Below are 13,396 nucleotides of genomic sequence, written 5' to 3' on the forward strand. Positions count from 1 at the left end.
CGGCGCTTGGTCCTCCGCCGCGGCGCTGGGATGCTGGGCCGTCTTCCTTCCGCGACGAACGCCATGACCAAGCCGCTCGCTCTCGCCATCGCCCTGACCCTCGCCGCGGCAGCGCCCGCGCTCGCCCGGGACGCCGCGCCCGCGGCCAAGCCCGCCGCGGCGGCGCCGGCGCAGCCGGCCTGGGTCGCCAAGAGCAACGCATACGCGCAGATCCTGCTCGCCGCGCAGGCCGAGTTCGCGCCCGAGCAGATGTCGTTCTTCGGCGTACCCGGCTACGACGACCGCGTCGCCGACCTCGGCCCGGACAACGGCCGCCGCTTCCGCGCGGCGCTGGCCAAGGCCAGGTCCGAGTTGCAGGCCAGGCTGGCGGGCGAGCGCGATGCGAACGTGCGCCAGGACCTGGAGATCATGATCCGCGCCGCGGACGAGAACATCGCCAGCAGCGAACTGGGCGAGCGCCTGACCCTGCCCTGGACCGACGCGCCGCAGCTGGTGTTCAACGGCCTGCGCGGCCTGCTGTCCGACCAGACCCCGCCCGAACGCCGCGCGCGTGCGCTCGACCGGCTCAAGGCCTACGCCGGCCAGGCCCCGGGCACGCGCCCGATCGCCGAACTGGCGCGGCAGCGCTACGAGGAACGCGCCGGCAACGCCAGGCTGCTGCGTCCCACCCGGCTCGAGGTCGAACAGGCCCTCGCCAACGTCGACACGTACCTGGCCGGCATCGACCAATTGTTCGCCAAGTACAAGATCGACGGCGCCGCCCCCGCGCTGGCGGCGCTGAAGACCCAGCTGCGCGACTACGCCGCCTGGGCCCGCGCCGAGGTGCTGCCGCAGGCGCGCGCCGACACCAGGCTGCCGCCGGAGCTGTACGCCAACCAGCTCAAGCAGTACGGCATCGACATCGACCCGCAACTGCTGATCCGCCGCGCCCAGGTCGAGTTCATGGAAACCCGCGCGGCGATGCGGCAGCTGGCGCCGCTGGTGGCGAAGGAGAAGAACCTGCAGGTCGCCGACCCGCGCGACTACGTGGCGGTGATCGGCGCGCTCAAGCGCCAGAGCATGCCCAACGACCAGCTCGAGCGGCGCTACCGCGAGGTGATCGACGCGATCGATCCGATCATCCGCAAGGAGAAGATCGTCGACGTGCCGAACCGGCCGATGGTGATGCGCCTGGGCAGCGAGGCCGAGTCCGCGGCGCAGCCGGCGCCGCACTTCCTGCCCGCGCCGCTGATCGGCAACACCGGCCAGCAGGGACAGTTCGTGCTGCCGGTGGCGGTGCCCACCGCCGACGGCAAGGCGCTGGCCTACGACGACTTCAACTTCGACGCGGTGCGCTGGACGCTGTCGGCGCACGAGGGCCGCCCGGGCCACGAGCTGCAGTTCACCGCCATGGTCGAGCGCGGCGTGTCGCTGGCGCGCACGATGTTCGCGTTCAACTCGGTCAACGTCGAGGGCTGGGCGCTGTACGCCGAGGCCGAAATGGTGCCGTACGAGCCGCTGGACGGGCAGCTGATCGCGCTGCAGTTCCGGCTGATGCGCGCTGCCCGCGCGATGCTCGACCCGATGCTCAACCTGGGCCTGATCGACCGCGAGGCGGCCGGCCGCGTGCTGCGCGACAAGGTCGGCCTGTCCGAGGCGATGACCAAGCAGGAGCTGGACCGCTACACCTTCAACGCCCCCGGCCAGGCCGGCAGCTACTTCTACGGCTACAGCCGCATCCTCGAGCTGCGCATGGAAACCGAGCTGGCGCTGGGCGAGAAGTTCGACCGCCTGGCGTTCAACAACTTCCTGCTCGACCAGGGCCTGCTGCCGCCGGACCTGCTGGCCAAGGCGGTGCGCGAGCGGTTCGTGCCGCAACAGCGCGGCCGGCGCTGACCCGCCGGTTGCGGACGCGGACGGCCCGGGGCCGCACGCCGGGGTACCGGCGCGCGGCGCGGGCGCCGGCCGGAACGAAGCGGCGCGGCGCCCCGGGCGTGCCCGCCGCCTGAACGCTGCCCCGGGCCCGCGGCCCAGCCACGCGGCACTCACGGCGCGGCTGCCTATACTCGGGCGCATGGACGAGCTCTCGCACTGCGTCGCGCAGGCGCCGGCCACCGGCACGCCCCTGCTCGATCGCCACCAGATCGCCGTCGTCATCCCCGCGCTCAACGAGGCGCTGCGCATCCGCGAAGTGGTCGAAGCGGCGCTCGCGCACTGCCCGCGGGTGATCGTGGTCGACGACGGCTCCGACGACGGCACCGCCGAACGCATCGCCGACCTGCCGATCACCCTGCTGCGCCACCTGAGCCGGCGCGGCAAGGGCGCGAGCCTGCGCGACGGCTTCGCCGAGGCGCTGCGCCAGGGCGTGCGCGGCGTGATCACCATGGACGGCGACGGCCAGCACAGCGCCGAGGACATCCCGCGCCTGCTCGATGCGGCCAACCGCTATCCCGGGCACATCGTGATCGGCGCGCGCCTGCGGAAGCGCGAGCGCCAGCCGCTGCACCGGCGCCTGGCCAACGCGTTCGGCGACTGGGGCATCGCCTGGGGCACCGGCTACCGCATCGCCGACACCCAGAGCGGCCAACGCTTCTATCCGGCCGAGGTGTGCGCGCTGCGCGAGGTGCCGGGCGAGCACTTCGTGTTCGAGGCGCAGATCCTGATCTCGGCCGCGCGCGCGCTGGGCGTGCGCTGCGTGTCGGTGCCGATCGAATCGCGCTACGGCCCGCCCGGGCAGCAGGACCGCTTCCGCCCGAGCCACTTCAAGCCGCTGCACGACCTGGGCCGGATCACCTCGCACGTGGTCGCGCAGGTGCTGCGCCACGGCAACCTGCTGCAGGTCTATCGCGACATCCGCGCCAACCCGCCGCTGATCGACGACCGCGACGGCGAGTTCGTGCTCGCGCCGGCGCCGCAGCTGGACGCGGAGGCGCCGTAGCCGCGCGGCCCGCACGGCCGGATCGCGGGGGACCGGACCCACGCGATGCTTGTGCCGCGACCCACGCCGGCCTGCGGCGCGCCCGGCGGCATCCCGCCCCCTGGCGTCCGAAGTACCGCGCCCCGGCCACGCTGCCTCCGCCTGCGTCGCGGGTGTGGTCACGCGAAAGCGACGCGCGTGGCTCGGCCGGGCCTGCGCGCCCGGGTGCGCCCGCCGAGCAGGCGGCCGCCGCCTCGCGAGAGGCGAAACGCGCCGCGAAGGGCCTACCGCGCCGGCGGCGGGTTCGGAACGTAGATCGCGATGCCGTGCGCGTACTTCTTGCTGGGGCTGACGCTGACGCCGATGCCGCCGGAGCTGAAGCCGCGGCCGCGGAAGCTGCCGCCGCCGGCGCCGACGCCGATGCTGCTGTTGCCGTGGCCGTCCTCGGTGCCGATGAACAGCACGCCGTTGGCGCCGAGCTTGGCGGCCTCGACCCGCAGCTTGTCGAGCACCGCGTTCATCTTGTTCTGCTCGCCGAAGGTGAGCGGGCCGCTGGCGGTCTGCAGGCGCGCGATCTCCTCGAAGCCGCCCGGCGGCGCGGTGAAGTAGACCTGCACCTGCGCGGGGTCGATCGGCGGGCGCGGGCGTCCGGTGATCAGGTGCGAGCTGGCGCAGGCGGCCAGCAGCAGGACGAGCGACAGGAGGGACAGGCGGAACATCGCGGCGGCTCCCACGGCCGGAACGGCCGGCACGTAGCGGGATGCTAACTCCACCGGCGTGATGCGGGCGGCTCGGCGCGGCCGCGCGTCATGCCGCGCTCAGCCGGCGCCGACCGGGGACGCACGGCGCGGCGGGTATCATGCGCGCCATGGATCGTCTTTCCGCGCCCGCCGCGCCGGCGTCCGTGCCGGCCGCGCCCGCTTTCGTCCCGTTCCGCCCGCGTCGCGCGCGGCCCTGCCCATGAGCGCGCCCGACCCGCTCCCCGCCCCGGCCGCGCGGCTGGCGGTCGACTATGTCCACGCGCCGGCGGCGGAGGTGCTGGCGGCGCCGGACACGCTCGCGGCGATCGGCTTCGGCGATGCCGCCCTGCCCGACGACCCGCGCTGCCTGCGCGTCGCCCTGCGTCCGCACGGCGCCGCGCCGCTGGAAGTCTGGCGCGGCCAAGGCCCGGTGGCGCGCGGCCGCAGCGACGGCGTGGCCTGGGCCGAGGACGGCACGCTGCAGTTCGGCGCGATCGAACTGGACGAGCCGGACGGCGACATCGAAGCCGCCGCGGAGCGGGCCTACCGGCGCTTCGCGGCGTTCCTGCGCGAGCGCGGCTACCCGCATCCGCTGCGCATCTGGAACTACCTCGACGCGATCACCGAGGGCGAGGGCGACCGCGAACGCTACCGCCGTTTCTGCGTCGGCCGCGCGCGCGGGCTGGGCGCGGTGGATCCGGCGGCGCTGCCGGCCGCCACCGCGATCGGCCGCGTCGCCGACGCCGCGGGGCCGCGCCGGCTGCAGGTGTACTGGCTGGCCGCGCGCGCGCCGGGCCGGCCGCTGGAGAACCCGCGCCAGGTCAGCGCCTGGCGCTATCCGCGCCGCTATGGCCCGCAGCCGCCGGGCTTCGCCCGCGCGATGCTGCCGCCGACCGCGGCGCCGATGCTGCTGCTGTCCGGCACCGCGGCGATCGTCGGCCACGAATCGCGCCACGCCGGCGCGGTGCTGACCCAGCTCGACGAGACCCTGGCCAACCTCGCCACGCTGGTCGCGACCGCGCGCGGGTCGGCGCCGGCGCTGCCGGCCGCGTTCGGCGCCGGCGCGCGGCTGAAGGTGTACGTGCGCCATGCCGAGGAGATGCCGGCGGTGGCGGCGGCGCTCGACCAGCGCCTCGGCCCGCAGGTGCCGCGCATCCTGCTGCACGGTGCGGTGTGCCGGCGCGAGCTGCGGGTGGAGATCGACGGCGTGCATGCCTGAGGCGGCGGCCGCGAACGCGATGCGCGCGCCCGGGCCGTCGCCGGTGCCTGCGCGGCGCCTGGCCGCGGCGCCGCGACCGGAGCCACTTGCGCGGCGCGCGGCAGCCGCTATCGTGCGACCTTCATCGGCCGCGGAGGAACTGCGATGGGACTGATCAGCCTGCTCTGGGGCATCGTCGCGATGGCATGGATGGTGGTCGCCCTGATTCCGTTGCTCGGCTGGGGCAACTGGCTGCTGATCCCGTTCGCCGCGGTCGGCGCGATCATCGCCGCGATCGGCATCCTCTTCACCCGCACCGAGAACCGCGGCCGGGCCAAGGCCGGGCTGTGGCTCAACGGCGTGGTGATCGTGGTCGGCATCGTCCGCCTGAGCCTCGGCGGCGGCATTCTCTGACCGCCGCCCCCCGGGCGCAGCGACGCGCCCGATACCCGCCTCGGCACCCGGCGCCGGCGCATCGCGTGCGGGCGGGGGGCATCGCGCGCGGGCGGCGCGCCGGGTCGTTCCGCGGCCGCCGCCCGCATCGCCGGCCTGCATCGCGGTGGCGCGCGCGTGCGCCGCGGCGTAGCCGCGCAGGCCCGCAGCGCTCCACCCGGTGCGCGACACGGCGGCACGGCGTGCCCCGGACGAACGCAACCGGATCGCCGCTCCGGCCAGGCCGGCGACATGCCGGTTCGGCATGAGCAGATGACGCAAAAGCTTTTCCCAAGCCGGCCCGCCGCGCGTTCAGATGCGCCGGCGGACGGCACGCCGCCCCCGCCCACTTCCGGAGTCCGCCCCATGCCCCGCCATCCCCGCGCGCGCAGCGCCGTCCGCCGCGGCCACCGCCCGGCCGTCCCGCATCCCTCCGCGCTGCTGGCGCTGGCGGTGCTGTGCGCGCCGGGCGGCGCCCACGCGCAGTCGGCGCCGACGGTGGAAGACCTGGCGCGCCGGCTGCAGGCGATCGAGGCCCGGCTCGGCGCGCCGCAGGAGGCCGCCGAACCGGGCGCCGACCTCGCCGCGCTCGACCGGCGCCTGCGCGCGGTCGAACGCACGCTGGAACTGCAGGCCGAAGAAGCGTCCGCGAAAGCGGCCAGCGCCACCCGCGTCGGCCTGAGCGCGAGCAAGGGCCTGTCGGTGAGATCGCCCGCGCAGGACGGCGCCGAGCTGAAGCTGCGCGGGCTGCTGCAGGCCGACGGCCGCTTCTTCTTCGACGACGCGCAGCGGCCGCAGAACGACACCTTCCTGTGGCGGCGCGCGCAGCTCACCCTGGAGGGCACCTGGGGCCCGCTGCTCGGCTTCCGGGTGACGCCGGAGCTGGCCGGCGACAGCGTCACCCTGCTCGATGCCTGGGTCGATCTGAAGTTCGACCCGCGCGCCACCGTGCGCATCGGCAAGAGCAAGAACCCGGTCGGCCTGGAGCGCCTGCAGAACAGCGGCGCCACCGCGTTGGTCGAGCTGGGCTTCCCCGGCGAGCTCGCGCCGGGCCGCGACATCGGCGTGCAACTGCAGGGCGAGCTCGCGTCCTCGACCGTGTCCTACGCGCTCGGCGCCTACAACGGCGCGCCCGACGGGCGCGACGGCGCGACCGCCAACCCGGACGACGACCTCGAACTGGCCGCGCGCGTGTTCGTCGAGCCGTGGAAGAACGCCGGCAGCGCGCTGTCCGGCCTCGGCTTCGGCCTCGCCGGCAGCCGCGGCGGCAAGCACGGCAACGGCAACGCCTTCCTGCCGCGCTACCGCACGCCGGGGCAGGCGACGTTCTTCGCCTACCGCGGCGCGGTGGACGCCGACGGCACGCACGCGCGCTGGTCGCCGCAGGCCTACTTCTACCGCCATGCGTTCGGCCTGCTCGGCGAGTACATCCGTTCCGAGCAGGAGGTCGCGCTGCCGGCCGGCGGCGCGCGCGCCTCGCTCGCGCACGACGCCTGGCAGCTCACCGCCAGCTACGTGCTGACCGGCGAGGACGCGGGCTACCGCGGCGTGGCACGGCCTAACCGGCCTTTTACGCCGGGCGGTGCAGGCTGGGGCGCCTGGGAGCTGGTCGCGCGTTACGGCGAACTGGACGTGGACGATGCCGCGTTCCCGTCGTTCGCCGATCCGGCCAGCGCCGCCAGCCGCGCCGCCGCCTGGACGCTCGGGGTGAACTGGTACCTCAACGGCAACTTCAAGCTCGTCGCCAACTACAGCCAGACCCGGTTCGACGGCGGCGCCGCCGACGGCGCCGACCGCGAGGACGAAAAGGCCTTCCTCGCCCGCGCCCAGTTCTCGTTCTGAATCCCCACAGGAGAACGCGATGAAACCGCTGTTCCGTCACCTGCTGCTCGGCCTGGCCCTGGTGCTCGGCGCCGCCGCGGCGGCCCAGGCCAAGGACCTGGAGCTGCTCAACGTTTCCTACGATCCGACCCGCGAGTTCTACGCCGAGGTCAACCGCGTCTTCGCCGCGCAGTGGCGGCGCCAGACCGGCCAGGCGCTGGACCTGCGCACCTCGCACGGCGGCTCGGGCAAGCAGGCGCGCGCGGTGATCGACGGGCTCGAAGCCGACGTGGTCACGCTGGCGCTGGCCGCCGACATCGACGCGATCGCCGAGCAGGCGCGGCTGCTGCCGGCCGACTGGCAGAAGCGCCTGCCACACAACAGCGCGCCGTACACCTCGACCATCGTGTTCCTGGTGCGCAAGGGCAACCCGAAAGGCATCCGGGACTGGGCCGACCTGGTCCGCCCGGGCGTGGCGGTGATCACGCCGAACCCGAAGACCTCCGGCGGCGCGCGCTGGAACTACCTGGCGGCCTGGGCCTGGGCCGCGCGCCAGTACCGCGATGGCGGCAAGGTGGTGGACTACCTGACCCGGCTGTTCCGCAACGTGCCGGTGCTCGACACCGGCGCGCGCGGCGCCACCACCACCTTCGTCGAGCGCGGCATCGGCGACGTGCTGATCGCCTGGGAAAACGAAGCCCTGCTGACCCTGCGGGAGCCGGGCACGCGCGACAAGTTCGAGATCGTGGTGCCGAGCCTGAGCATCAAGGCCGAGCCGCCGGTGGCCTGGGTCGACAAGAACGTGGACCGGCACGGCACGCGCCAGGCCGCCGAGGCCTACCTGCGCTTCCTGTACTCGCCGGAGGGCCAGCGCCTCGCCGCCAGGCACGGCTATCGCCCGGCCGAACCCGACAAGGTGCCGGCGGCGGAGCTGGCGCGCTTTCCGAAGGTCGCGCAGGTCACCGTCGACGCCGCGTTCGGCGGCTGGAAGCAGGCGCAGGCCGCGCATTTCGCCGACGGCGGGTTCTTCGACAAGATCTACCGGCCGCGATGAAACCGGGGCGTGCCAGCTCCGGCCGCCGGCGCGCGGCGGCGCGCCGGTGGAACGCGGGCCCGCCGTATTCCGCCGCCATGGCGGTTGCGGGACGGGAAGCGCGCATGCGGCAGGTCGTCCCCCGATGAGCGCCGTCGCCCTGCCCGTCCCGCGCCGTGCGCGCCACCCGCTGCCCGGCTTCGGCCTCAGCCTCGGCCTCGGCCTGGCCTGGCTGGGCCTGGTCGTACTGCTGCCGCTGGCGGCGCTGACCGTCCACGCCGCCGGCCTCGGCGCGCAGGGCTGGCTGCGCGCGATCCGGGACGAGCGCGTGCAGGCCGCGCTCGAACTCAGCTTCGGCGCCTCGTTCGTGGCCGCCTCGCTGGCGCTGCTCGCCGGCGCGCTGGTCGCCTGGGTGGTGGTGCGCTACCGCTTCCCGGGGCGGCGCCTGCTCGACGCGCTGGTCGACCTGCCGTTCGCGCTGCCGACCGCCGTGGCCGGCATCGCCCTGACCGCGATCTATTCGAGCAACGGCTGGGTCGGGCGCTGGCTGGAGCCGCACGGGATCAAGATCGCCTACACCCCGCTCGGCATCGTGATCGCGCTGGTGTTCATCGGCCTGCCGTTCGCGGTGCGCACGGTGCAGCCGGTGCTGGAGGCGCTGGGCCGCGAGCAGGAGGAGGCCGCGGCCTCGCTCGGCGCCTCGCGCCTGACCACGCTGCGCCGGGTGATCCTGCCGGAGCTGCTGCCGGCGCTGCTGACCGGCTTCTCGCTGGCGTTCGCGCGCGCGCTGGGCGAATACGGCTCGGTGATCTTCATCGCCGGCAACCTGCCGTACAGGACCGAGATCGCGCCGCTGCTGATCACCATCCGCCTGGAGGAATACGACTACGACGGCGCGATCGCGATCGCCGCGCTGCTGCTGGCGGCTTCGTTCCTGTGCCTGCTGGCGATCAACGCGATCCCGTCGCTGTTCGCGCACGAGCGCAAGGAGCGCGCCCGTGCATGACGCCCTGCAGGAACCGGCCTGGCTGCGCCGCACGCTGATCGCGCTGGCGGCGGTGGTGATGGGCGCGCTGGTGCTGATGCCGCTGCTGATGGTGCTCGGCGCGGCCTTCGCCGAGGGCGTGGACGTGTGGTGGGCGGCGCTGCGCACGCCCGACGCGCGCGCCGCCGTGGCGCTGACCCTGTTCACCGTGGCGATCGTGGTGCCGGTCAACGCGGTGTTCGGCCTGCTCGCGGCCTGGGCCCTGACCCGCTTCGAGTTCCGCGGCAAGCGCGCGCTGCTGGCGCTGATCGACCTGCCGTTCGCGGTCTCGCCGGTGGTCGCCGGGCTGTGCCTGGTGCTGCTGTTCGGTTCGCAGGGCTGGTTCGGCGAGCTGCTGCGCGAGGCGGGCGCCAAGATCCTGTTCGCGCGCCCGGGCATCGTCCTGGCGACGCTGTTCGTCACCTTCCCGTTCGTGGTGCGCGAGCTGATCCCGCTGATGCAGCAGCAGGGCGCGGACGAGGAGCTGGCGGCGCGCTCGCTCGGCGCCGGCGCGTGGACGCTGTTCCGCCGCGTCACCCTGCCGAACATCAAATGGGGCCTGCTGTACGGCGTGCTGCTGTGCTCGGCGCGGGCGATGGGCGAGTTCGGCGCGGTGTCGGTGGTGTCCGGGCACATCCGCGGCCTGACCAACACCCTGCCGCTGCACATCGAGATCCTCTACAACGAATTCGACGGCACCGCCGCGTTCGCCGCGGCGTCGCTGCTGACCGGCCTGGCGCTGGTCACCCTGATCCTCAAGTTCTGGCTGGAGGCACGCCATGGCGACGCCCTCGCTCCGACGCATCGACGCCACTGACCCCGCCGGCGGCCGCGATCCGGCGCCGCCGCAGCGCGCCGGCGCCGCGGTGCACGCGCCCGCGACGGCGGAATCCGTCATCCTGCCGGGGCCCGGCCCCCACCGCCGCACCGGCATGGATCTGCGCATCCGCCAACTCAGCAAGCGCTACCCCGGCGTGGCCGCGCTCGACCGCATCGACCTCGACGTGCGCGCCGGCGAGCTGGTGGCGCTGCTCGGTCCGTCCGGCTCGGGCAAGACCACGCTGCTGCGGGTGATCGCCGGCCTGCTGCACGCCGACAGCGGCCAGGTGCTGTTCGGCGGCACCGACGCCACCCGGCTCAGCCTGCGCGAGCGCAACGTCGGCTTCGTGTTCCAGCACTACGCGCTGTTCCGGCACATGACCGTGGCCGAGAACATCGCCTTCGGGCTGCGCAGCCGGCCGCGCCGCAGCCGCCCGGACCCGGCCGCGATCGCGCGCCGCGTCGCGGAACTGCTGCAGCTGATCCAGCTGCCCGGGTACGGCGCGCGCTATCCCGAGCAGCTGTCGGGCGGGCAGAAGCAGCGCGTCGCCCTGGCGCGGGCGCTGGCGATCGACCCGACCGTGCTGCTGCTGGACGAGCCGTTCGGCGCGCTCGACGCCAAGGTCCGGGTCGAGCTGCGCCGCTGGCTGCGCCGCCTGCACGAGCAGACCGGGCTGACCACGCTGTTCGTCACCCACGACCAGGAGGAGGCGCTGGAGCTGGCCGACCGCGTGGTGGTGCTGCGCGACGGCCGCATCGAGCAGGTCGGCCCGCCGCAGGAGATCTACGGCGCGCCCGTGTCGGCCTACGTGTTCGACTTCATCGGCCGCGCCAATGCGTTCGAAGGCCGCGTCGAGCGCGGCCGGTTGCTGCTCGGCGAGCGCGCCCTGCCGTTGCCGCACGCGCTGCCGGACGGCCCGGCGCAGCTGTACGCGCGTCCGCACGACGCCGCGCTGGCCGAGCCCGGCGACGGCCTGCCGGCGCGCGTGCTCGCGCTGCACCGGCTGGCCGAGCGCATCACCGTGGAGTTGCAGGTCGAGGGCCAGGCGCGGCCGTTCGAACTCGATCTGGTCGCCACGCCCGATACGCGCCCGCCGGCGCCGGGCAGCGCGGTGGGCCTGCGGCTGCTGCGCTACCGGGTGTACCCGCGCTGAGGGGCCTGCGCCGCGCTTCGCCGCCCCGCGCCGCAAACCGCGGTTCCGCGGCGGAGCGTAGAATGCCGCCATGAGCCGCTACCCCTACGCACGCCCGCGGCGGATGCGCCGCGACGAGTTCTCGCGCCGCCTGATGCGCGAGTCGGTCCTGACCACCGACGACCTGATCTACCCGGTGTTCGTGCACGAGCGCGACGGCCGCGAGCCGGTCGCGTCGATGCCCGGCGTGGAGCGGCTGTCGATCGACGAACTGCTGCGCGTCGCCGAGGCCTGCAGCGAGCTGCGCATCCCCGCGCTGACCCTGTTCGGCGTCCCGGACGCGGCGAAGAAGACCGCCGACGGCGCGGTCGCCTGGGCCGAGGACGGCATCGTCCAGCGCGCGGTGCGGGCGCTGAAGCAGCGCTTCCCGGAGCTCGGCGTGATCACCGACGTCGCCCTCGATCCGTACACCACCCACGGCCAGGACGGCCTGCTCGACGACGGCGGCTACATCCTCAACGACGCCACGGTCGAGGCGCTGGTGAAGCAGGCGCTGTCGCACGCGCAGGCCGGCGCCGACGTGGTCGCGCCCAGCGACATGATGGACGGGCGCATCGGCGCCATCCGCGAAGCGCTGGAGGAGGAGGGACTGGTGAACGTCCGCATCCTCGCCTACAGCGCCAAGTACGCCAGCGGCTTCTACGGCCCGTTCCGCAGCGCGGTCGGCTCGGCCGCGGCGCTGGGCAAGGGCAACAAGTACACCTACCAGATGGATCCGGCCAACGCCGACGAAGCGCTGCACGAGGTCGCGCTCGACCTCGACGAGGGCGCCGACATGGTGATGGTCAAGCCGGGCCTGCCTTACCTGGACATCGTCCGCCGGGTGAAGGACGAATTCCGCGTGCCGACCTACGTCTACCAGGTCAGCGGCGAGTACGCGATGCTCAAGGCCGCGGCGCAGAACGGCTGGCTCGACGAGCGCCTCGTCGCGATGGAGGCGCTGCTGGCGTGCAAGCGCGCCGGCGCCGACGGCGTGCTGACCTACTACGCGCTGGACGCGGCGCGCTGGCTGCGCGAGGCGGGCTGAGCGGTGGCGGCGGCGTCGCTGCGCCCGGCCCGCATGGACGACGCCGCGGAGCTGGCGCGCCTGTGCGCGCAGCTCGGCTATCCGCAGGCGGCCGCGGAATTCGAGGCGCGCCTGCGCCGGGTGCTGGCCTCGCCCGACCATCCGGTGCTGGTGGCCACCCACGACGACCGCGCGCTGCTCGGCTTCGTCGCGCTGGAACGGCGGCTGCTGCTGGAGTCCGGCGAGGTGGTCGAGATCGCGGCCCTGGCGGTCGACGCGCAGGCGCGCCGGCGCGGCATCGCACGGGCGCTGCTGGCCGCGGCCGAGGACTGGGCGCGCCGCATCGGCATCGCCGAGCTGGTGGTCCGCTCGAACGTCGCCCGCGCCGAATCGCACCCGTTCTACCAGGGCGTGGGCTTCCGCCGCGCCAAGACCCAGCACGTGTACCGCAAGCCGGCATAGCCGGCACCGCAGCGAGGAGGACGCATGGCGCGGATCGCGATCGTCACCGGCGGCAGCCGCGGCATCGGCGCGGCGACCGCCAGGCTCGCCGCGGGCGCCGGCTACCGGGTGTGCCTGACCTACCGCAACCGCCGCGAGGACGCCGAAGCCGTGGTCGCGGCGATCGCCCGCGCCGGCGGCGAGGCCATCGCGGTGCAGGCCGACCTCGGCATCGAGGCCGACGTGCTGCGCCTGTTCGAGGACACCGACCGCCGCCTCGGCCGGCCCGACGCGCTGGTCAACAACGCCGGCATGCTCGAGCGGCAGATGCGGCTGGAGCAGATGGACGCCGCGCGCCTGCGCCGCGTGTTCGACGCCAACGTGGTCGGCAGTTTCCTGTGCGCGCGCGAGGCGGTGCGGCGGATGTCGACGCGCCACGGCGGCCGCGGCGGCGCGATCGTCAACGTCTCCTCGGTGGCGGCGCGGCTCGGCTCGCCGGGCGAGTACGTCGACTACGCCGCCTCCAAGGCCGCGGTCGACACGATGACCGTGGGCCTGGCCCGGGAAGTCGCGACCGAGGGCATCCGCGTCAACGCGGTGCGCCCGGGCACGATCCACACCGGGATCCACGCCAGCGGCGGCGAGCCGGACCGGGTCGAACGCGTGAAGGCGCGCATCCCGATGCAGCGCGGCGGCCAACCGGAGGAGATCGCGCGGGCGATCCTCTGGCTGCTGTCGGACGAGGCCTCGTACCTGACCGGCAGCATCGTCGACGTCGCCGGCGGCCTGTAGC

General features: G+C 74.4%; 13 protein-coding genes. 12 read left to right on the forward strand and 1 reads right to left on the reverse strand.

Annotated elements, in window-relative coordinates:
• Nucleotides 1-63: 63 nt before the first annotated feature.
• Together EDC50_RS08580 and EDC50_RS08585 are read left to right on the forward strand one after the other, a co-directional pair.
• Nucleotides 64-1,875 (forward strand): DUF885 domain-containing protein, encoded by a 1,812-nt coding sequence (locus tag EDC50_RS08580; RefSeq protein ID WP_123770065.1) that lies wholly within the window; start codon nt 64-66, stop codon nt 1,873-1,875.
• A 178-nt stretch (nt 1,876-2,053) separates the two neighbouring features.
• The gene (locus EDC50_RS08585) at nt 2,054-2,917 is read left to right on the forward strand and encodes a glycosyltransferase family 2 protein (RefSeq protein ID WP_123770066.1); all 864 of its coding nucleotides are present in this window, start codon (nt 2,054-2,056) and stop codon (nt 2,915-2,917) included.
• Between the two features lie 263 nt (nt 2,918-3,180).
• Here EDC50_RS08585 and EDC50_RS08590 read toward each other — a convergent pair whose 3' ends face one another.
• A complete protein-coding gene (locus EDC50_RS08590; protein ID WP_123770067.1) occupies nt 3,181-3,615 on the reverse strand; it encodes a hypothetical protein in 435 nt (144 codons plus the stop codon).
• 241 nt (nt 3,616-3,856) lie between these two features.
• Between EDC50_RS08590 and EDC50_RS08595 the strand changes: the two genes are divergently transcribed.
• From EDC50_RS08595 to EDC50_RS08640, 10 genes are all read left to right on the forward strand, one after another.
• A complete protein-coding gene (locus EDC50_RS08595; protein ID WP_242003003.1) occupies nt 3,857-4,855 on the forward strand; it encodes a chorismate transformation FkbO/Hyg5 family protein in 999 nt (332 codons plus the stop codon).
• 144 nt (nt 4,856-4,999) lie between these two features.
• Complete coding sequence (locus tag EDC50_RS08600; RefSeq protein WP_123770068.1) at nt 5,000-5,248, forward strand: hypothetical protein; 249 nt, start codon at nt 5,000-5,002, stop codon at nt 5,246-5,248.
• Between the two features lie 384 nt (nt 5,249-5,632).
• Nucleotides 5,633-7,108: an OprO/OprP family phosphate-selective porin gene (locus EDC50_RS08605; RefSeq protein ID WP_123770069.1), complete on the forward strand. Its 1,476-nt coding sequence runs from the start codon at nt 5,633-5,635 to the stop codon at nt 7,106-7,108.
• Between the two features lie 19 nt (nt 7,109-7,127).
• Entirely contained in the window at nt 7,128-8,141 is a 1,014-nt protein-coding gene (locus tag EDC50_RS08610) for a sulfate ABC transporter substrate-binding protein (RefSeq protein WP_123770070.1), read from the forward strand.
• Nucleotides 8,142-8,265: 124 nt separating this feature from the next.
• Nucleotides 8,266-9,126: a sulfate ABC transporter permease subunit CysT gene (cysT, locus tag EDC50_RS08615; RefSeq protein WP_123770071.1), complete on the forward strand. Its 861-nt coding sequence runs from the start codon at nt 8,266-8,268 to the stop codon at nt 9,124-9,126.
• Entirely contained in the window at nt 9,119-9,961 is an 843-nt protein-coding gene (cysW, locus tag EDC50_RS08620; RefSeq protein WP_123770072.1) for a sulfate ABC transporter permease subunit CysW, read from the forward strand. The genes cysT and cysW overlap by 8 nt, the downstream gene beginning before the upstream one ends.
• Before the next feature lie 115 nt (nt 9,962-10,076).
• Complete coding sequence (locus tag EDC50_RS08625) at nt 10,077-11,117, forward strand: sulfate/molybdate ABC transporter ATP-binding protein (protein WP_123770073.1); 1,041 nt, start codon at nt 10,077-10,079, stop codon at nt 11,115-11,117.
• A 70-nt stretch (nt 11,118-11,187) separates the two neighbouring features.
• Nucleotides 11,188-12,183, forward strand: a complete 996-nt coding sequence (hemB, locus tag EDC50_RS08630) for a porphobilinogen synthase (protein WP_123770074.1) — start codon at nt 11,188-11,190, stop codon at nt 12,181-12,183.
• 33 nt (nt 12,184-12,216) lie between these two features.
• On the forward strand, nt 12,217-12,624 hold the full coding sequence (locus EDC50_RS08635; RefSeq protein WP_123770075.1) for a GNAT family N-acetyltransferase: 408 nt from the start codon (nt 12,217-12,219) through the stop codon (nt 12,622-12,624).
• 24 nt (nt 12,625-12,648) lie between these two features.
• On the forward strand, nt 12,649-13,395 hold the full coding sequence (locus EDC50_RS08640; RefSeq protein ID WP_123770076.1) for an SDR family oxidoreductase: 747 nt from the start codon (nt 12,649-12,651) through the stop codon (nt 13,393-13,395).
• Nucleotide 13,396 lies beyond the last annotated feature (1 nt).

Source organism: Vulcaniibacterium tengchongense, assembly GCF_003814555.1.
Taxonomy (GTDB): Bacteria; Pseudomonadota; Gammaproteobacteria; order Xanthomonadales; family Xanthomonadaceae; genus Vulcaniibacterium; species Vulcaniibacterium tengchongense.

Coding starts and splice junctions, on each gene's coding strand:
- EDC50_RS08580 (WP_123770065.1), top strand. CDS start 64: ATGACCAAGCCGCTCGCTCTCGCCATCGCCCTGACCCTCGCCGCGGCA.
- EDC50_RS08585 (WP_123770066.1), top strand. CDS start 2,054: ATGGACGAGCTCTCGCACTGCGTCGCGCAGGCGCCGGCCACCGGCACG.
- EDC50_RS08590 (WP_123770067.1), bottom strand. CDS start 3,615: ATGTTCCGCCTGTCCCTCCTGTCGCTCGTCCTGCTGCTGGCCGCCTGC.
- EDC50_RS08595 (WP_242003003.1), top strand. CDS start 3,857: ATGAGCGCGCCCGACCCGCTCCCCGCCCCGGCCGCGCGGCTGGCGGTC.
- EDC50_RS08600 (WP_123770068.1), top strand. CDS start 5,000: ATGGGACTGATCAGCCTGCTCTGGGGCATCGTCGCGATGGCATGGATG.
- EDC50_RS08605 (WP_123770069.1), top strand. CDS start 5,633: ATGCCCCGCCATCCCCGCGCGCGCAGCGCCGTCCGCCGCGGCCACCGC.
- EDC50_RS08610 (WP_123770070.1), top strand. CDS start 7,128: ATGAAACCGCTGTTCCGTCACCTGCTGCTCGGCCTGGCCCTGGTGCTC.
- cysT (WP_123770071.1), top strand. CDS start 8,266: ATGAGCGCCGTCGCCCTGCCCGTCCCGCGCCGTGCGCGCCACCCGCTG.
- EDC50_RS08625 (WP_123770073.1), top strand. CDS start 10,077: ATGGATCTGCGCATCCGCCAACTCAGCAAGCGCTACCCCGGCGTGGCC.
- hemB (WP_123770074.1), top strand. CDS start 11,188: ATGAGCCGCTACCCCTACGCACGCCCGCGGCGGATGCGCCGCGACGAG.
- EDC50_RS08635 (WP_123770075.1), top strand. CDS start 12,217: ATGGACGACGCCGCGGAGCTGGCGCGCCTGTGCGCGCAGCTCGGCTAT.
- EDC50_RS08640 (WP_123770076.1), top strand. CDS start 12,649: ATGGCGCGGATCGCGATCGTCACCGGCGGCAGCCGCGGCATCGGCGCG.